This window comes from Paenibacillus sp. JL3B1040, from assembly GCF_057063165.1.
In genome coordinates this window covers 4,535,856-4,553,856 of sequence record NZ_CM169317.1, presented here as the reverse complement: position 1 = coordinate 4,553,856, position 18,001 = coordinate 4,535,856, and the positions used below count along the sequence as shown (strand labels likewise).

The window sequence follows — 18,001 nt, the reverse complement described above, 5'->3', positions numbered from 1 at the left end:
CAGGATGGAAAAAGTCAACATTTCTCAACATACCGCCATTTTGCTGGAGCATGCCAGAAAGGCGGGGATCACCGATAGCCGGCTGCTGCAAGCCGTGAACTCCCGCGATGTTTCCGCTTTTCAAGCCGCGGAAGGGGAAGATTACGAATATGGCGACTTCGTTGCCTATGCGGAGGAGCACGGAGAGAACCTGCAGCAGGCAATTCAGGACGGATACCGGATGACGTTCAACACCCGAAACGGGTTGAAGATTTGGCTGGAGGAAGCTTTTGGCTTGAATTCGCAGTCCGATTTCACGGTTGGGGAAGGAAAGATGGAAGGCTTGCAACTGACGCAAGCCCAGCTTGAACGGTTAAAGCAGGCGCTGGCCGTGAATTGGGTAATTGCCGCCGAACAAGAGACGGAGAACGGTGTTGAAGTTTCGCTCAGCCTGAAGGCCTTGGCGTAAACGGGCGCCGCTTCCGTGATGTTGAAAGCGAGGGAGCCGTTTTACGGATCCCTCGCTTGTCTTTTTTTCCTATAGCACCAAAGTACCTATTAACCCGGCCGCGCTGCCGAGGACCACGACGGAAGCGAAGACGAACAGCAGCACCTTGCGCGGGAAGGAGCGCGATACCATGATCATGGATGGCAGGCTGATCGCCGGAAGCGTAAGCAGCAAGGCCGCAGCCGGTCCGGTGCCGAGCCCAAGCGCGGTGAACGATTGGACAATCGGAATTTCCGCCGCCGTCGGAATGACGAACAACGTGCCGACGAGGGCGAACAACAGGATGGCCATAATTCCGCCGCCGAGTTCAACCGGGAACAGGACGCCTTGGAAAGCGCCGAGCAGCAGGACGGACAACAGATACGCCGGTACGACGTTCAGGATCATCATCCCAAGGCTGTTCAGCCAGCGCAGGGCAAAAGGTCTTTCGTCCTTGAGTCCGGCTCCCGCCTCCGCTTGTTCCAATTCCGCCGGGGCAGGCACTTCTTTGCCTTTGGCCAGACGGTTTGCGAAATAGCTGACCCCGAACGTCAGCAGGATGCCGAAGATGAGGCGGAGCACCGTGAATTTCCAGGACAACACGAAGGTCATGAAAATCAAAGTGGCCGGGTTCAGCACCGGATTGCCGATCCAGAACGCCAGACTGGCGCCGACGGATACGTTGCGTTTGCGCAAGCCCGTGGCGATCGGCGCGGCGCAGCACGTGCACATCATGCCCGGCAAGGAGACGATGCCGCCGAGAAAGGTGCTTTTGAAGCGGTTGCTGCCGAGGACTTTGTACAGCCACTGCGCCGGAATCAGCACTTGCACGAGCGAACCCAGCAAAATGCCCAATACGGCGGCTTTCCAAACGGATTTAAAGTAGGCCGCCGCATAATCGAGGGCTCCGCTCCATGAGACCGGGGCGGAAACGTCCGTACCGAGGATCGACGAGCCGATCGAATGCTCGGTGGCGGCTTTGAACGCTTTTTCATAGTAAGGCCACCACTTGACATAACTTAATCCGGCAATGGCTATGATGAGAAACAGAATGGTAAACAGCGCGGCTTTGCGTTTATTGAAATGATGCGGCTGCTGCCGCGGATAATTGCCGTTTGTCGATGATGAAACCATAAGCCCTAATTCCCTCCGCTAACGATTGATTTGATCCAACGCACGAAATATAGTATACCATACGTTGGCAAGCCGGCTGATCCGGGATGTCTCGGGTTTTGGGGCGTTCGGGCCTGTTGCCTTTTGGGCCGCAACTGGAGTACGCTTGATATTAAGATGCATAGGTACTCCTATTAATGATGTAGGGAAGGATTGTGAGGATTTTATGTCTACAGCTGAACCCGTAAAATTAACTTCTCTGTCCAGCAAAGGGGGCTGCGGTTGCAAAATCGGCCCCGCCGACTTGATGCAGGTGATCCGGAGTCTCCCGCCGGCGGTGCCGAATCCCAATTTGCTGGTAGGACTCGATACAAGCGACGATGCCGGGGTTTACCGGTTAAACGACGAGTTGGCGTTGGTGCAGACGGTCGATTTCTTCACGCCGATCGTCGACGATCCGTATTCGTTCGGGCAAATCGCCGCAGCCAATGCGCTCAGCGATATTTACGCGATGGGCGGCAAGCCGCTGACGGTGCTGAACATCGTGGCTTTTCCCATCTCCACCTTGGATAAGAGCATCTTGGCCGACATCCTGCGCGGTGCGGCGGACAAAGTGCAGGAAGCCGGGGCGACGCTGGTGGGCGGCCACTCCATCGACGACAAGGAGCCGAAATTCGGTTTGGCCGTGACGGGGCTGGTGCACCCGGACAAGGTGAGAACGAATGCCGGCGCCAAGCCGGGGGACAAGCTGATCCTGACGAAGCCGATCGGCGTCGGCATTATGACCACGTCGATCAAGAAAGATCAGCTCAGCGCCGAAGAGACGCGGCGGGTCACCGCCGTGATGGCCGCGCTGAACAAGACGGCCGCCGAAGTGATGGAGCCGTACGACGTGCACGCTTGTACGGACGTGACCGGCTTCGGCTTGATGGGCCATGCCCTGGAGATGGCCAAGGGAAGCGGCGCCGGGATTACGATCCGGCATCGCGACGTACCGATGCTCCCGCGCGTGCGCGAGCTGGCGGAGCAAGGTTTTGTCCCGGGCGGGACCAAAAACAATTACGCCCACGTGGAAGCGGACATCATGTTCCCGGACGCGCTGGATCAGATCGGCCGTTATATTTTGTGCGATGCCGTGACATCCGGGGGGCTGCTGATTTCGGTGAGCCCCGAGCAAAGCGAAGGGTTGTTGGCCGACCTGCGGAAAGCCGGCGTCGAGGCAAGCCTGATCGGTGAGGTCACCGCCGAAAACGCGGGGAATATCGTGGTGGAAGAGTAGGAAGGGGATTGAAGATTGGATACGTTTCAGGATTTGAGCCTGGAGGAATGGGCCGACCAGCGGGAGAGCGGCAAAGCGATCACGATGATCGACGTCCGGTCGCCTTCCGAGTTTGCCGAATCAACGATTCCGGGCAGCTTGAATATTCCGCTGTTCGATGATCGGGAGCGGGCGGAAATCGGAACTTTATATAAACAAGTGAACGTGGATGCCGCCAAACAGCGCGGGCTTGAGGTCGTTTCGGCCAAGCTGCCCGACTTCGTTCGGCGGTTTGCGGAAATTCCCGGGCGGAAAGCGGTGTTCTGTTGGCGCGGGGGCATGCGAAGCCGAACGACGGCCACGCTGCTCAGCCTCATGGACATCCATACTTACCGGCTTGCCGGCGGCTACCGGGCCTATCGCCAGTGGGTCGTCGGCACGCTGGAGAAGATGGACTTTGCCCCCGGGATGACGGTGATTCACGGAAATACGGGGAGCGGCAAAACGCTGCTGCTTCGCAAGCTTCGGGAAAAAGGGTATCCCGTGATCGATCTGGAAGGGCTGGCCGGCCACCGGGGATCGGTTTTCGGTCAAATCGGATTGCAGGCCCATAACCAGAAGATGTTCGATTCCTTGCTGCTGGAGGATTTGCTTCGTTACCGGGAAGCTCCTTATGTGCTGATGGAAGCCGAAAGCAAACGGATCGGCAAAGTGGTCGTCCCGGATTTTCTCATGGCCAAAAAGGAGCGGGGCCATCATATCCGCATCGACCTCCCGACGGATGTACGCGTGCAGATCATCCTGGCGGATTACGAGCCTTGGAACGATCCGGAGGCCTGCTTGCAGGCGTTCCGGAAAATCAAATCGAAGATCCGCACGCCGATTGCGGCCGAGATCGAACAATGCCTGCTTTCGGGACGTTACGACCGCGCGGTCGAGCTCCTGCTGCTTTACTACTATGACCCCCGGTACGCTCATACGGAGGCTCAATACGAGGACGCGGAATTTACGGTGATTCGCGCCGACTCGGTTGATGAGGCGGCCCGGGAGGCGGAGCGGCTGTTGCCGAAGCCGGTTTAAATAGAATCGTACCGGACAGCTCGCGGATTGGCGGGCTGTTTTTTTTTCGCTTAGTAAGGATTTATAGATGGAAAATGCAGAACAACTTCTCTACAATAGAGAAGAAAATATGGGGAAAAGTGGGAAGGTGAAACGTTTGAAGCAACAGACGAATCCATTAAGCAAGGCGGCGGGCAGAAAGCCATTGATCAAGCTGGCGTTCATCGGTTTGATTACGCTTTCGGTAGCTTTGCCGCAAGGTGCGGTATTTGCGGACGGCGGAGAACACGGCGGAACGGTCAGCGGATCGTCTTCGGCGTGGTCAACCACGGTTGTCGCGGAGTCCGGCAATTTGGGAACCGGTCCGTCCCAATCGGGGGAGGCGGCAGCCGACCCGGCCAATGCGAAAATCACAAAAGAGCAGGCCATCGCCAAGGTTCGGGAGTTGTTTCCGGCATTGGAGGCAGCTAAGGTATCCCGGGTGGAATACGGCGTGAACAACGTGTATCCCGCACCAAGCAATCAAAACGTCTGGACGATTCATTGGGAGGTTGAGGTCGGCAACGGAAGCTATGGATTTAACAGCCAGGTCGACGCGATTACCGGGGACCTGATTAATACCTATATCAGCTTTCCGCGGCAGGTCGCCAAGTCGTATTATCCGCCGAAATTCACGAGAGAACAGGCCTTGGAGAGAGCAAAGGCGTTTATCGCCAAGGCGGTGCCATCGATCGCGGCGGATGAAGTGGAAGAAAGCGATTCGATTTATTTTCCGGATTCGCAGGCATTGCTTGGCCCCGTCCAATACAGCTTTAACTTCAGCATTCTGAAGAACGGCTTGCCCTCGGGATTCGAATCCATCAATATCACGGTTACCGGCGACGGAGAAGTGACGCAGTTCAGCCGGCCGGGGGAGAAGCTGGATTATCCTTCCTCCGTACCGACGGTTTCGCAAGTCGATGCGCAGAAGAAATTCCGGGAGGAATTTCAGGTTGACTTAGGGTATGTTCCGGTGTACAAAAAAGGCGTCATCTCGGATTGGGTGCTGGCCTGGGGACCCGCCGACGAAGCTGCCCTGCCGATCAACGCGCTGACCGGCCATAAGATCGATAGCGAAGGCAAAGAGAGCGCGGCTGCCAAGATTACGCGCAGCGACGTGCCGGCGGGGACCAAGCCGTTCCAGCCGCGAACGTCCAACGCGGAACTGACTTCCGATGAAGCCGCCAAGCTGGTGGAACAGACCGTATTTATTCCGGAAGGACGCAAGCTCAGTTATCCGAATCTCGACAAGGATTATCAGAATCCGGAACGGAATACTTGGCGATTAAGATGGGAGGAAGAGCGGCAAAACCTGTCGGGCCCCTTCCATTTCCCGGCGCAAACGTACGCAACGGTTGATGCCCTGACCGGACAAATCGTGGGCTTCGAAATTGAATCCTACAATTACGGCGAGCCGCGCGAACCGTTGGCGGCGCCCGCGGGAGCGTCCAAATTAAGCTACGATCAAGCGAAGCAGCGCGCACTGGAGTGGGTGAACCAGCTGTATCCGCAAGCCAGCCGGGAGTTAAAGCTGCTCGAACGAGGCGAAGCGTGGAGCCGCCTGTCCAACGGAGAACAATACCGCTTCGAGCTGGAGCGTTACGTGAACGACATTCCGGTTCTCGGCGGAGGGGTGTCCATCACGATCGACGCCTATGGACGATTGTTCTACTATTCCGTGAATCGCGGCCAGATCCCGGCGAAGCTGCCCGATGGCAAGGCCGTAACGGTGAGTGCCGAGCAAGCGCTCAAATCCTACTTGGACAATTATGAACTGGAGCTGCAATATGCCCAATTTGGCGGGTATATGATCGATAACTCCTACGTGGAGCCGAAGGTTTACCTGGTTTATTCCCCGCGGTCCAAGGATCCGTCGAAGCCTTATCAGGTGTTGGATGCCGTGACGGGAAAATGGGTCACCACCTATGAAGATCTCCGTACGGAACGCCCGGGGAACAACGCGGAACCTAAAGATCTGAAGGGACACTGGGCGGAGGCGGATTTGAAGACTTTGGTTCAGTACGGCATCCTCGAACCGGACGATCAGGGGAATTTGAATCCGGACGCATCGATTACGGCGGGCGATTGGCTGACCTATGCCGTAAAGGCGGCGAATCCGAACTATACCGGATACGTGTTGGCTTCCTCCCCCGCAACGTCGACCGGTGTGCCTGCGGACAGCAAGTATTCGCAGGCGGTCAGTTACGCCGCCGAGCTCGGCTGGATCGACAACATCGACCCGCTGCAGTTGGATCGCAAGCTGACCCGGGAGCAGTTGGCCGTCCTGCTCGCTTCCATCGTCAAATATGACCGGTTGGCGAGTTTCTACGGAAAAGACGCGTTGGCCGGCCAATTCAGCGACGCGAATCAGATTACCCGGCCCGGCGAGGTTGCCATCGCGGTACGACTTGGTTTGCTGCAAGGACAAAACGGCAAATTTAGTCCGCAGCAACAAGTTACCAAAGCCGAAGCGGCTTCCGTACTGATGAGATTGGTGAAACTTCAAGGCCAGACGGACCAGCCGATCGGCTTGGAATAAGCCGGCAGGTGAAATGGGAAGGAGAAGGGAAGCCCTTGCGGCTTCTCTTTTTTTCAACCATCTTACATTTCGCGGGCTGAATTGGTCCCGGCACTTATGGTAAAATCAGGTTACCGCCGAGGATTGTGATGATTCGCGGCGCCTTTACCAGGGAGAGGAGTCAGGTCGATGTTAAAGATGTTTCAATATAATTGGCAGGTCCGGGAAGAATGGTTTGCATGGTGTGAAAATGTATCCGAAGAGGAGCTGCTTCGCAAGCGGGTAGGCGGCGTGGGAAGCATCCTGCAGACGCTGTTCCACATCGTCGACGTGGAGTGGAGCTGGATCCGCACCATCCAAGGGAAACCGGATTTCCAGGAGGATTTCAAGCAATACATGTCTCTGGAATTGGTGAAAAAGCTGTCGGCTTCGTTTCATACGGAAGTAGAGGCGTTTCTCCAGACATGGACCAACGACATGGACGGATTGCCCATTACCGATCCATGGGGAAGGGAGTTTACGCAAGGCGAAATCCTTCGCCATGTCATCGCCCATGAAATTCATCATATCGGGCAGCTCTCGGTTTGGTCGCGGGAACTGGGCCTGGCGCCGGTTTCGCCTAATTTTATCAACCGGGGGATCCGGTAGCTGGCTTTTTTGAAACAAAGGGCATCCTATCCATATATCCCAAATAACCGCACCGAGGAGGAAACCGCTTGAGACAAAACATTCAGGTGCCCTTTGGTTACGAGCCTCCGGCCCCGAGCCGGAAAGGCACGCTGATCTTTTACGATTCCTTTGAGCATATTTCCGACGAAGGTCTGCGGGAGGCCGCCGAGGAGGCGGAGAACCGCAAGTTTGCAAAGCTGGTCCTGTATCCGTTACATGAAGAAACGGTGAGGCGGATGGCCAAAGATCCGGTAAGTCCCTTCTATCGAAGGGAGGACCGGCTGCATGAGTGGAGGCGGGAGCGGAAGGGGGCGGCGCCGGCGATCGTCGTGGAAGGCTGGGAAGGCAAGCGAAAAAAATACACGCCGATCGACACGGCCCTTCGCCATTTGACGGGAATCTACCCGGCGCCGCATTTCATGTATCTCACGCCGGAGCTGGCGAATCAGTTTGCCTCTTTCTCCTCCTTTGAGGAGTGGATCGTCAAAATCCGGCTCCTGCTTGCGGCCGAGCCGGAACCTCTGCATCCGCGGCTGGTGAAATACAGCCATCGCTGGGACTTTGCCGGCGGGCGATTGGATTCGCCTGATTTCGTATAGTCTATATTCATCTTGCAGGAGGGAAGAAGATGAGATCGATTTGCGTATTTGCCGGCTCCCGCTTCGGCGAAGACGAGCAATACCGTGTGAAGGCGGAGCAGTTGGGGGAAGTCATGGCACAACGGGGGTATCGCTTAATTTACGGGGGATCGAGGCATGGGCTCATGGGCACGGTAGCGGATGCGATCCTGGCGGCCGGCGGCGAAGCCGTCGGTATCATGCCCTCCGGTTTGATTCACGGCGAAATGGCCCATCCGGGGTTGACGCAGTTTATCGAGGTCGAGGGCATGCATGCCCGCAAAGCGAAAATGAACGAAATGGCGGACGGTTTTATCGCCCTTCCCGGCGGATTCGGCACGTTGGAGGAACTGTTCGAGGTGCTGTGCTGGCTGCAAATCGGCATCCATCAGAAGCCGGTGGGCGTCCTCAACGTACAGGGCTATTACGAGCCGCTGTTGGAGCTGGTGAATTCGTGCGTCCGGTCGGGATTTGTTCCTCCCGGGCACGAATCCCTGCTCAATCTGGCCGAGGACCCGGATGAGCTGCTGTCCCGGATGGAGAGCTTCGTGCCGTCCATCGCGGAGAAGAAATGGAAGCAGGGATGAGCTCTACGGAAAAAAGGCATATTCCTAAAGAAAATGGAGGCGGACGCATGGGCGGGATCAATACACGGCATCGGATGAATAGCATATGGACGGTCGCCTGTCTGCTGCTGGTGGCGGCCCTCTTGATCGGGGGATGCGTCTCCCGCCAGGCGGGAACCGGCAACCCTCCGCCTTCCGCCGGCGCAGGGAGCGGCGATTCCGGCTCCGGCGGGACGGAACCCCCTCCGGGGCAGGCGTCCCCCTCCGCTCCAGAAACGCCGGATACGCCGGCAGTACCGGCCGATCCTGCGGCCGAACTGCTGGCTCGGCTAAGCACGGATGAAAAAATCGGCCAACTGGTTCTGGTGGGCATGGAGGGCACGAAGCCGGACGACGTGACTCGCTCGCTGATCGAAGAGGATCATGTCGGGGGCTTTATTTTCTATAAGGACAACATCCAGAATGCCAAGCAGGCGCTCGAACTATTCAATGGATTAAAGGACGCCAATCGGGATCAGCAGGTGCCGTTGTTTCTGAGCGTCGACGAGGAAGGCGGCCGGGTCAGCCGGATGCCGGGAGAACTCGCCAAGCTGCCGGCCGCCCGCAAGATCGGCGATACCGGCAGCGAAGAGCTGGCGGGGCAAATCGGCGGCATCATCGGTCGGGAGCTGGCCGGATTCGGCTTGAACCTCGACTTCGCCCCGGTGCTTGACGTCAACAGCAACCCGGATAATCCGGTGATCGGAGACCGGGCGTTCGGCACGAAGCCGGAGATCGTCGGCCGCATGGGCATCGCCGTCATGAAGGGGATTCGGGAACAGGGCGTGATCCCGGTCGTTAAGCACTTTCCGGGGCACGGCGATACCTCGGTGGATTCGCATCTCGGTTTGCCGGTCGTCGAGCATGATCTGCCCCGGCTGCGGAAGCTGGAGCTCGTCCCTTTCAAGCAGGCGATCCAAGAGGGAGCCGACGTCGTGATGATCGCTCATTTGCTCATGCCGCAGTTGGATCCCGATCATCCGGCCTCCTTCTCCAAAGCGGTTATTGATGATTTGCTGCGGCAGGAGCTTGGATTCGAGGGGACGATCATTTCCGACGATATGACGATGGGCGCCATCACCCAGCATTACGATATCGGCGATGCAGCCGTGTTGTTCGTCCGGGCCGGCGGGAACATCGTGCTGGTCGGCCATGATTACGATAAGGAGAAGCAGGTGCTCCAGGCGCTCCGCGCTGCCGTGGCTTCGGGCAAGATAACGCCGGAAATGTTGGACGAACGCGTATACGATGTGCTGAAGCTGAAGCAAAAGTATGCTTTGAGCGACGAGCCTGCCCCGGGTCCCGAGACGGACGACATCAACCGCGAGATCCGCGACACGCTCAAGCCTTACGGGTTATAATCCACTTCGTCTTCCGGGCGGTACTGGTACCGGGCCAAGTTAATTCTTCCGCCCGGCAACACTTCCACGCCTTCCGCTTCCAGGTTCCACGTCTGCTCCTGTACGGCCGCTTCTTCCTGCAGGGCGATTTCCCCCTTCCCGTTGATCACCCGGTGCCAGGGCAAGCCGTATTTGCCGCTCATGCTATGCAGGATGCGAACGACCTGCCTGGCGGCGCGGGGACTGCCTGCGGCGGCGGCGATCTGGCCGTAGGTCATCACTTTGCCGGGCGGGATGGCGGCGATGATATCGATCGTTCGTGCGGTAAATGGCTGCATGGGTCATACTCCTTTTGTTGAACTAACTAAGGATCTATTTGTTTTATACCATGCCTTCGGGATAAGTTCCAGCCGTGCATGGCGGCATCGGACTGGCTGCGAGGCGCGAACCGGGCGTAACTATCCGCCGGCCCGAATCGTATATTGGCAAAGAGCTTGACGGGAGGTACTGTGTATTGCAGCGATGGAAGGAACTTGGTTATCCGAGCAAATGGATTTTATACGGCATTTTGTTTATCGGTACGGTCATCGGGATGAAATATGTCATTAGCACGCGGCTGCCGGAAGGCGGGCGTCCGCCTTATCTGTTTCTGATCTGGAACGCATTTTTAGCCTGGATTCCGCTGGGACTGGCGGTCTTGCTCGACCTGATCGGCTTGCTGGCATCGCGGACGGCCAGGCTGGCTTTAAGCGTGCCGGTCGGGTTGCTGTGGCTGTTTTTTTATCCGAACGCCGCTTATTTGATTACCGATCTATTGCATCCGTTTAACCGCTATCCGATTGCGGCGGGCACTCGGTTTTGGGAGGATATTTCGTTCTGGGATCACCTCTTCACCTTGTTGTTTGCCGGATTGCTGGGATTGGCGCTGGCAACGGTATCCCTGGCGTCGGTGCATCAGTTGGTGCGGAGAGCAGGAGGTCGCTTGGCCGGTTGGGCGTTTGCCGTGACCGTGCTGCTGCTCAGCAGCTTCGGCGTTTATCTTGGCCGCTTTATCCGCTGGAACAGCTGGGATTTGCTGAAGCATCCGGGGGATGTGCTCCGGGAAACGGCCGCTTATTTTGCCGATGCCGCGAACGTGGAGCATGCGCTGGCGTTTTGCAAATGGATTTTTCTGATCACGTTATTCTGCTATTTGGTGCTCTACGGGTTTGCGAAAGTCCAACGCGCTTCGGAGCGGGTCCGGGGAGAGCAACCATGACGGACCTGACGGAGATCAAGGAGCGGCTGCGGCGGCGCTTCCCGGTCCTGGAGAGCGAGCGGTTGACGCTGCGGCGGCTTCTGCCGGGAGACGCGGACCCGATGTTCCGCTGCATGTGCGATCCGGCGGTGCGCGAGTTCATGGCGATCCATCCGGGGAAGCTGCTGTTTCCCGGGCGACTTTACCGTTATTTCGAAGAATCGTACCGGTTTTTGCGCGATCTTCATTTTGCTGTGGTTCGAAAAGGGGAAGGCGACTGGATCGGACTATGTTCGCTGCAGCATTGGGATGCCTTGGGGCGAAAAGCGCGGCTCGGTTACCTGATCTCCCCGGCTTACCGGAACATGGGCTATGCGACCGAAGCGGCGGAACAAGTGCTGGAGTTCGCTTTCGGCACACTCGAACTCGGATGTGTCGAGGCCCGCTTGCACCCGGATAATCCGGCGTCGGAGCGCGTCCTAAGAAAATGCGGCCTGCGGGAGGCCGGAAGCATTTCCGAAGCCGGGCGAGCGGGAGAGGGAATGAAGCTCAAAAGGTATGTCGCCGAGGGGAAGTTCCTTGAAACGTAAGTGATAGCTTTTGTTACACAAATGAAATATAGCTGTGATCAAACCCTAATAGAAAGGGGGTACACTTAATACATGACCCCCTTTTGAATATATATTTTCCCTTGGAACCCGGAGCGTGAGATGACGGGTTCTCTTTTTTTTGCCTGGCGAATCCAACCGGGACTACAGCGGAACGGTGATTTTTTGCTTGTTTTTGAAATACGCCCATTCGTGAAATCCGATTTCTTTGAGGCGCCGGGCGACGTCTTCCCATTCATCTCCAACGCGCGACGGCGTGTGGGCATCGGAGCCGAAGGTGACGGCAACGCCGAAATAAAGCGCCCGCTCAAGAATGGAATCGTCCGGGTACCAACCGCCGCTCAGCTTCGTTTTCCCGGAGGTATTGATTTCGATAGCAACGCCGTGCTCGGCGATCGTTTTTAGCGTTTCGTCGATCGCATGTGCGGCCGGAATATCGGTAAATGCCGGGTAGTTGCCTTTCATCGCATCGATGTGTCCCAGAATCTGAAACATTCCGCTGCGCGCCGATTGACGGATTAACTCGTAATAGGCCTCCTTGCTGGTTACCTTCTCCTCGCGGCTCAGGCCTTTCCAACGATTCTTGTTGAAGATGCTTACCTCTCCGACGCTGTGCACCGAACCGATCACGTAATCGAACGGATACTGGTTTAGCGTATTCCGGTATGCGCCCGCGTGTTCCGGAAAAAAATCCGATTCGATTCCTAATAATACATCGATCCGGCCGGCGTACTCCTGCTTGAGCTTCAGCACTTCTTCGACGTAACCGGCAAAGGCTTGTTTGCTCATGGCGATCCGGGGAAAAGGCTGGTCCTCCTCGTGGCCGAAGTAAGGGGTATGGTCGCTGATGCCGATGACCGACAATCCGGCAGCGAGGCCGGCTTCGATATAGTCGCGAATGTTGCCGTCGGCATGTCCACAGCGGAAGTGATGGGTATGAAGGTCGAATTTCATCGGGTGACTGCTCCTTTCTGGTGGCGGGAACTTGGACCTATCCCGTCCTGGCTTATTCGGAACTGATGAAGTGCGTCTCCGGCATGCCTTTCAGATCGCCCAAAAACTGCTGCATCGCCGAATTGATATAACGGCTCGATTTGTAAATGACGCCGACCGGATGCGTGACCTCGAGTTCGGGAATCGGCACGACCTTTAGCGTGCCCTGTTTCAGCTCGCGTAATATCGATTGCCGGGAAATGATCGCCGCGCCCAAATTGATTTCCACCATTCGTTTGACTTCTTCGCTGCTGGACAGTTCCATGACGATATGCGGCTCGATGTCGTGCTGCCGGAAGACCTCGTCGATAAACCGGCGCCCGACCGTATCGGGCGATAACATGATGAGAGGGACGTCGCGCAGCGACTCGAGCGTGGGTGAAGGGATGCCCGCCAAGGGGTGCAATGGCGAGACGACGAATTCGAAGGTGTCGTAATATAACACCGACGAGAGCACTTGAGGGTTGTTTTCGATCAAATAACCGATGCCGATGTCGACCAGCCCCTGCTCCACGTTTTGATAGATCTGGCTGGAAGGCATGGATTGGATGGTCGTCTTGATCAGCGGGAACTGGTCTTGGAAATACGATAAGATCCGCGGCAAAATTTGAATGGCGATCGATGTCGTAGTGCCTAACACGATATGGCCTTGGGGGGTATGCTCCATATCGGACAACTTCTGCTTGAGTTCCTCGACGATATCCAGGATGCGTTCCGCCTGTTCGAGAAATACCTGGCCTCGATCCGTCAGGGTGACCGGTTGGTTGCGATCGACCAATACGGTGCGGAATTCGTCCTCCAGGCTCTTGATTTGGGCCGATACGGCAGGCTGGGTTAAGTTGAGCAATTCTCCGGCCTTTCGGAAGCTTTTCGTTTTGGATATGGTGATCAGCGTTTCCAACTGACTAATATTCACCAGAAGCCCTCCTTTCTTCCCGTTCCTTGGGGAGCCCGCCAGATTCGGCGGTTCCTCTTGATTTAATAATTATAGGGGATGTTCCTTCGTTAAATCAATGTTGCGCCGTTTGGCTTACTTCGACAATCTCTTTCTACACAGAGTGCGTCCAATCTCCATGATTCGATTTTTAATGACTTATGTATAGGAATAAAGTATAATATGGTTTAACTAAAAGCTGGGTCTATTGTATCGTAAAGTTATTCTCCTAGTGAAAAGGGGCGCATAATTTTGAAAGCAGAAGTCATAAATCCTTTTCTTGAATCCGCACGTTCGGTCATACAACAGGTTGTTCAAGTTTCTCCTTCCACCGGGAGTATGGGAGTTAAAGACGTAATTCCTGTGCAGGATCATATATGGATTCAGATCGGCATGACCGGACACTTCAGCGGCATGGTCGTGTTCGGACTGCAGGAAACCGTGGCTCTTCGCATCGTTTCTGCGATGATGGGCGGCTTCGTGTTGACGGAAATGGATGAGATGGGACAAAGCGCGATATCCGAGCTTGGCAACATGATCAGCGGCAACGCCAGTGCGATATTGTCCAACCAAGGATTTGCCGTGGACATCACGCCTCCGCAGGTCATCAAGACGGAAAATGCGGCCGGGATGGAACCGCGCAAGGCGCTTTGCATTCCGCTGCTGATGGATGGAATCGGCGAGTTGGACATTCAAGTGATGATCTCTTAAGATAGAGGCAGCAAAAAGTCATAGTTATCGCAGTTATCGTAGTTATCGCAGTGCCAACTGCCGATACCTTGAAAGTGGTACAAGGCAGGCCTGGAGCGCCGAAGCTCGGGCTTCCGATGTGCGCGTTTATTCAAGCACGCTTCAGGTCGCATGAAGCTAGGGAAGACGTCCGGTCCGGGGAGGCTGCAGCTTGGCTTCATCGGCTAACGGAACGTATAGCCCTTATTTGTCCATTTCCCGACTATTTCCCGACCTAACGGAATCCAGAGCCCTTATTGGGCTCTATTCGCGTCTAAATGACCCCTTTTCTTCTCGAAATAAGGTCTATCCGTTCCGTTAACAGAGGGAGATGCCCGAAGGTGGATAAATAGCGTCTCTGAGTTCCGTTGCTGGTTAGCGGAGCGTAGGCGGACCAACATGAGTGGGCGGAAGGAGTTAGGAGTATGTCGTTAGAGGGGAAAATCGTCGTAACAACCGGCGCCTCCAGCGGAATTGGCGCTCTGGCGGCGCGAATGTTGTCCGAGCGCGGCGCGGTGGTCGTATTGGCTGCCCGGAATACGGATAAGCTGAAGCAGGTTGCGGCTGGGATGGCGGGACCGTGCCTGGCGCTTGAGATGGACGTCGGCAGCGACGCTTCCGTTAAGGAAGGATTCGAACGTGTCCTGACGGAGTTTGGACGGGTGGATGTTCTGTTGAACAATGCGGGGTACGGCAAATTCGAATACTTGGACCAAATGCCGGTTTCCGAATTTAGCGAGATGATGAACGTGAATTACATAGGCATGGTCCGATGTACGAAGGCCGTCCTGCCGTCCATGAAAGCCGCTCGTTCCGGTCGCATCGTCAATGTTGCCTCGATGGCCGGCAAGATCGGCACGGCCAAATCGACGGCTTACACCGCTACGAAGCATGCGGTCGTTGGCTTTGGCAGCGCTCTGCGCCAAGAGGTCCGGGAATACGGCATTACGGTGTCGACGATAAATCCGGGACCGATCGATACGCCCTTTTTTGAAATCGCCGACCCCGGCGGAGGATACGTGAAAAACGTGCAATGGATGATGCTGAAACCGGAACGGGTCGCCCAAGCGATGGTGAAGGCGGCGGAGAAGGGCGTGACAGAGATCAATCTGCCCTGGATCGCCGGCGTAGGGGCCAAGTGGTACCAAATGTTTCCTCGCTTGGCGGATCGATTAACCTATCGGGTGATGAATAAGAAATAGCCTGCCTGCGAAGGTGGGCTTTTTTAGTTTGCGGATCGATAGGGAGTTAAAGGAGGCTTTGAAAGCGAGTCGATCGGTTAGAGGGAGAAAATGTTGTAATTGATACAACAATTTTGATGCGGTCCGGCGCATTCAGGCCAAATTGCTGTAAAAAGTACAACATTTTATCGCAGCAGAGCAAAATGGAGCGTGAAATGCCGCATAAAATACAACATTTTAAGGGGGATCGCCCGTTTTGCACTAAAAATGTTGTACAAACTACAACAATTCGGAGAAGGGCAGGGCAACACCCGTTTCCGGATCTCGGTAAATTGATGCCTTGATTTGTTGTGACTGATACTTATCGCATATAATGAAAATATTGGCATGGAACAACACGCAATATGAAAATAAAGGATGAATTTTTCATGACGAAAACAACATTTGCCGGGCTGGGTATCGGAGAACAGCTGACGGCAGCTTTGCTGGACTACGGCATCTCGGAGCCGTCGCCGGTTCAGGCGGAGTGCATTCCCGCAGCGTTGGAAGGCCGGGATGTCCTTGCCCAATCGCAGACGGGCACCGGGAAAACGCTGGCTTATCTGCTGCCTTTGCTTCAGCGAATTTCCCCCGGGGATAAAGCGCTGCAGGGGTTGATTTTGGCCCCGACACAGGAGCTGGCGATGCAGATCCAACGGGAAGCGGAGAAATACGGAGAGCCGCTGGGAATCCAAACCCAGGCGCTGATCGGCGGCGCGGCAATCAAACGGCAGTTGGAAAAGCTGAAGATGCATCCCCAACTCGTCGTGGGTACGCCGGGCCGGATTCGCGAAATTTTGGCGCTCCGCAAATTGAAGCTGCATACGCTGCGCACCGTCGTCGTTGATGAGGTGGATCAGATGTTCCAGCTCGGAGGCACGGCCGACGTGGAGCAAATCTTACGCGGGACGCTGCGGGACCGTCAACTGATGTTCCTATCGGCGACAATCAACCCGGCGATCCGGGCGCTGGCCGCGAAAGAGATGAACGATCCGCTGGAAATCGGGATCGAACCGGAGCAGCGGACGTCCAAAACCGTGGAGCATTTATACTTCGTATGCGAAGCGCGGGACAAAATCGACATGCTGCGCCGCATCGTGCGCCACTTCGAACCGGCGCGGACGATCGCCTTTATTAATCATACCGATCAGATCGCCGAGGTGGAGGGGAAGATGAACTTTGTCGGCCTCAGCGCCGGAGCCCTCTACGGCGATGCCGACAAAACGGCGCGCAGCCTGACGCTGAAGCGGTTCCGCGACGGCAAGATCCGCGTGCTCGTGGCGAGCGACGTGGCGGCGCGCGGGTTGGACATCGAGGACTTGGAGCTGGTCGTCAACCTCGATCCGCCGATCGATGCGGAGCATTACGTTCACCGGGTCGGCCGGACCGGGCGCATGGGCCGAAAAGGGCTGGCCGTTTCGATCCTAACTCCGCAGGAAGAGTTCATCATGCGCAAGTTCTCCCGGGAGCTTGGCATCGAGATCGAACCGAAGGCGTTGTACGGCGGCAAGCTGGTCGATGCCGGAACGGCCGCCGCAGGCAAGCGGACGCATCCGTCCGGCGCCGGCAAGGCGGGGGCTGTCGCGTCAACCCGCCGCGCAAGCTCGGCGTCTTCGACGGACCGCCTTGCCGGGGCCGAGGATGGCGGAAAGACGGGCAAGCCCGCGAAGATCTCCGGCCGGTCGGGGAACCCTGGGGCTTCCGGCAACGGCGGGCCGCGAAAGGCGACGCCGACCGCCGAGCGAAAGAAGGAGCGCCTGCAGGATCGGAAAAATAAAGGCGCTCCGAAGTGGTTGAAAAATAAGCCGCCGCGGAGTTAGGCGGATTGTGGGAGGCGATTCGTTTGATTGGAAGTGAACTGCCCGTACTGCAGGTCGAGGAGTTGAGCGGAGGCTACAGCCTGGGACGGCCTGTGCTTCACGACATTAGCTTCGAGGTGAAGCCGGGCGAAATGGTCGGGCTGATCGGGCTGAACGGGGCCGGCAAAAGCACGACCATGAAGCATATTCTTGGGCTGATGTCGCCGCATCGAGGCGAGATTCTGGTCTCCGGTAGAACGCGCGGCGAAGCGCCGGAGGTTTATCAGTCGCGGCTGGCTTTCGTTCCCGAGTCGCCGCTGCTCTATGAAGAACTGACCGTTCGGGAGCATCTGGAGTTTGCCGCCCGGGCTTACGGCGTCGAGCCGGGGGCTTACCGGGAGCGGGCGGACCGTCTGCTGAAGCTGTTTCACATGGAGGAGAAGGCGGACAGCCTGTCCGCTCATCTCTCCAAGGGGATGAAGCAGAAGGTGATGATTATGTGTGCATTCGTTGCCCGGCCGTCGCTGTATATTATCGATGAGCCCTTTTTGGGTTTGGACCCGCTCGGTATTCGGTCGCTGCTGGATTTCATGCTGGAGATGAAGCAAGGCGGCGCGTCGATTCTGTTAAGTTCGCATATTCTGTCGACGATCGAAAATTATTGCGACCGCTTTATTGTCCTGCATCGGGGGAAGGTGCTGGCCCAAGGGACGCTGGCTGAGATCGGGGAGCAGGCGCAAGTCTCGGGAGCTTCGTTGGAGCAGATCTTCTACGCCTTAGTGAAGGACGGCGAGTAG

18 protein-coding genes are annotated in these 18,001 nt (G+C 56.6%); 14 read left to right on the top strand and 4 right to left on the bottom strand.

Annotation, left to right across the window (positions count from 1 at the left end; genetic code table 11):
- Nucleotides 1–4: 4 nt before the first annotated feature.
- Nucleotides 5–448, top strand: coding sequence for a hypothetical protein (locus tag ACZF99_RS20755; protein ID WP_483606857.1), 444 nt, complete (start codon nt 5–7; stop codon nt 446–448).
- Between the two features lie 69 nt (nt 449–517).
- Here the strand turns inward: ACZF99_RS20755 and ACZF99_RS20750 are convergent, their stop codons facing one another.
- Nucleotides 518–1,600, bottom strand: a complete 1,083-nt coding sequence (locus ACZF99_RS20750) for a permease (protein WP_483606855.1) — start codon at nt 1,598–1,600, stop codon at nt 518–520.
- A 205-nt stretch (nt 1,601–1,805) separates the two neighbouring features.
- Between ACZF99_RS20750 and selD the strand changes: the two genes are divergently transcribed.
- From selD to nagZ, 7 genes are all read left to right on the top strand, one after another.
- Nucleotides 1,806–2,858 (top strand): selenide, water dikinase SelD, encoded by a 1,053-nt coding sequence (gene selD, locus ACZF99_RS20745; RefSeq protein ID WP_483606854.1) that lies wholly within the window; start codon nt 1,806–1,808, stop codon nt 2,856–2,858.
- A 15-nt stretch (nt 2,859–2,873) separates the two neighbouring features.
- Nucleotides 2,874–3,917 (top strand): tRNA 2-selenouridine(34) synthase MnmH, encoded by a 1,044-nt coding sequence (gene mnmH / locus ACZF99_RS20740; RefSeq protein WP_483606853.1) that lies wholly within the window; start codon nt 2,874–2,876, stop codon nt 3,915–3,917.
- Between the two features lie 127 nt (nt 3,918–4,044).
- On the top strand, nt 4,045–6,474 hold the full coding sequence (locus ACZF99_RS20735; protein ID WP_483606852.1) for an S-layer homology domain-containing protein: 2,430 nt from the start codon (nt 4,045–4,047) through the stop codon (nt 6,472–6,474).
- A 168-nt stretch (nt 6,475–6,642) separates the two neighbouring features.
- Nucleotides 6,643–7,101: a DinB family protein gene (locus ACZF99_RS20730; RefSeq protein ID WP_483606851.1), complete on the top strand. Its 459-nt coding sequence runs from the start codon at nt 6,643–6,645 to the stop codon at nt 7,099–7,101.
- Nucleotides 7,102–7,169: 68 nt separating this feature from the next.
- A complete protein-coding gene (locus ACZF99_RS20725; protein ID WP_483606850.1) occupies nt 7,170–7,721 on the top strand; it encodes a hypothetical protein in 552 nt (183 codons plus the stop codon).
- A gap of 29 nt (nt 7,722–7,750) precedes the next feature.
- The gene (locus ACZF99_RS20720; RefSeq protein WP_483606849.1) at nt 7,751–8,326 is read left to right on the top strand and encodes an LOG family protein; all 576 of its coding nucleotides are present in this window, start codon (nt 7,751–7,753) and stop codon (nt 8,324–8,326) included.
- A gap of 74 nt (nt 8,327–8,400) precedes the next feature.
- Entirely contained in the window at nt 8,401–9,705 is a 1,305-nt protein-coding gene (gene nagZ / locus ACZF99_RS20715) for a beta-N-acetylhexosaminidase (RefSeq protein WP_483606848.1), read from the top strand.
- On the opposite strand, the gene ACZF99_RS20710 is transcribed toward nagZ, so the two are convergent.
- Complete coding sequence (locus ACZF99_RS20710; RefSeq protein WP_483606847.1) at nt 9,693–10,022, bottom strand: MGMT family protein; 330 nt, start codon at nt 10,020–10,022, stop codon at nt 9,693–9,695. The two genes, nagZ and ACZF99_RS20710, sit on opposite strands and share 13 nt — an antisense overlap.
- A 176-nt stretch (nt 10,023–10,198) precedes the next feature.
- On the opposite strand from ACZF99_RS20710, the gene ACZF99_RS20705 reads away from it, so the two are divergent.
- Both ACZF99_RS20705 and ACZF99_RS20700 read left to right on the top strand, forming a co-directional pair.
- Entirely contained in the window at nt 10,199–10,942 is a 744-nt protein-coding gene (locus tag ACZF99_RS20705; protein WP_483606846.1) for a DUF1361 domain-containing protein, read from the top strand.
- Nucleotides 10,939–11,511 carry a GNAT family N-acetyltransferase gene (locus ACZF99_RS20700; RefSeq protein WP_483606845.1) on the top strand — a complete coding sequence of 191 codons (573 nt, stop codon included), beginning with the start codon at nt 10,939–10,941 and terminating at the stop codon, nt 11,509–11,511. The genes ACZF99_RS20705 and ACZF99_RS20700 overlap by 4 nt, the downstream gene beginning before the upstream one ends.
- A 162-nt stretch (nt 11,512–11,673) precedes the next feature.
- Here the strand turns inward: ACZF99_RS20700 and ACZF99_RS20695 are convergent, their stop codons facing one another.
- Both ACZF99_RS20695 and ACZF99_RS20690 read right to left on the bottom strand, forming a co-directional pair.
- Complete coding sequence (locus ACZF99_RS20695; RefSeq protein WP_483606844.1) at nt 11,674–12,483, bottom strand: histidinol-phosphatase; 810 nt, start codon at nt 12,481–12,483, stop codon at nt 11,674–11,676.
- A gap of 52 nt (nt 12,484–12,535) precedes the next feature.
- Nucleotides 12,536–13,438, bottom strand: coding sequence for a LysR family transcriptional regulator (locus ACZF99_RS20690; protein WP_483606843.1), 903 nt, complete (start codon nt 13,436–13,438; stop codon nt 12,536–12,538).
- A 270-nt stretch (nt 13,439–13,708) separates the two neighbouring features.
- Between ACZF99_RS20690 and ACZF99_RS20685 the strand changes: the two genes are divergently transcribed.
- From ACZF99_RS20685 to ACZF99_RS20670, 4 genes are all read left to right on the top strand, one after another.
- A complete protein-coding gene (locus ACZF99_RS20685; RefSeq protein ID WP_483606842.1) occupies nt 13,709–14,167 on the top strand; it encodes a chemotaxis protein CheX in 459 nt (152 codons plus the stop codon).
- Between the two features lie 443 nt (nt 14,168–14,610).
- Nucleotides 14,611–15,387: an SDR family NAD(P)-dependent oxidoreductase gene (locus ACZF99_RS20680; protein ID WP_483606841.1), complete on the top strand. Its 777-nt coding sequence runs from the start codon at nt 14,611–14,613 to the stop codon at nt 15,385–15,387.
- Nucleotides 15,388–15,794: 407 nt separating this feature from the next.
- On the top strand, nt 15,795–17,225 hold the full coding sequence (locus tag ACZF99_RS20675; RefSeq protein ID WP_483606839.1) for a DEAD/DEAH box helicase: 1,431 nt from the start codon (nt 15,795–15,797) through the stop codon (nt 17,223–17,225).
- A 23-nt stretch (nt 17,226–17,248) separates the two neighbouring features.
- Nucleotides 17,249–18,001, top strand: a complete 753-nt coding sequence (locus ACZF99_RS20670; RefSeq protein WP_483606838.1) for an ABC transporter ATP-binding protein — start codon at nt 17,249–17,251, stop codon at nt 17,999–18,001.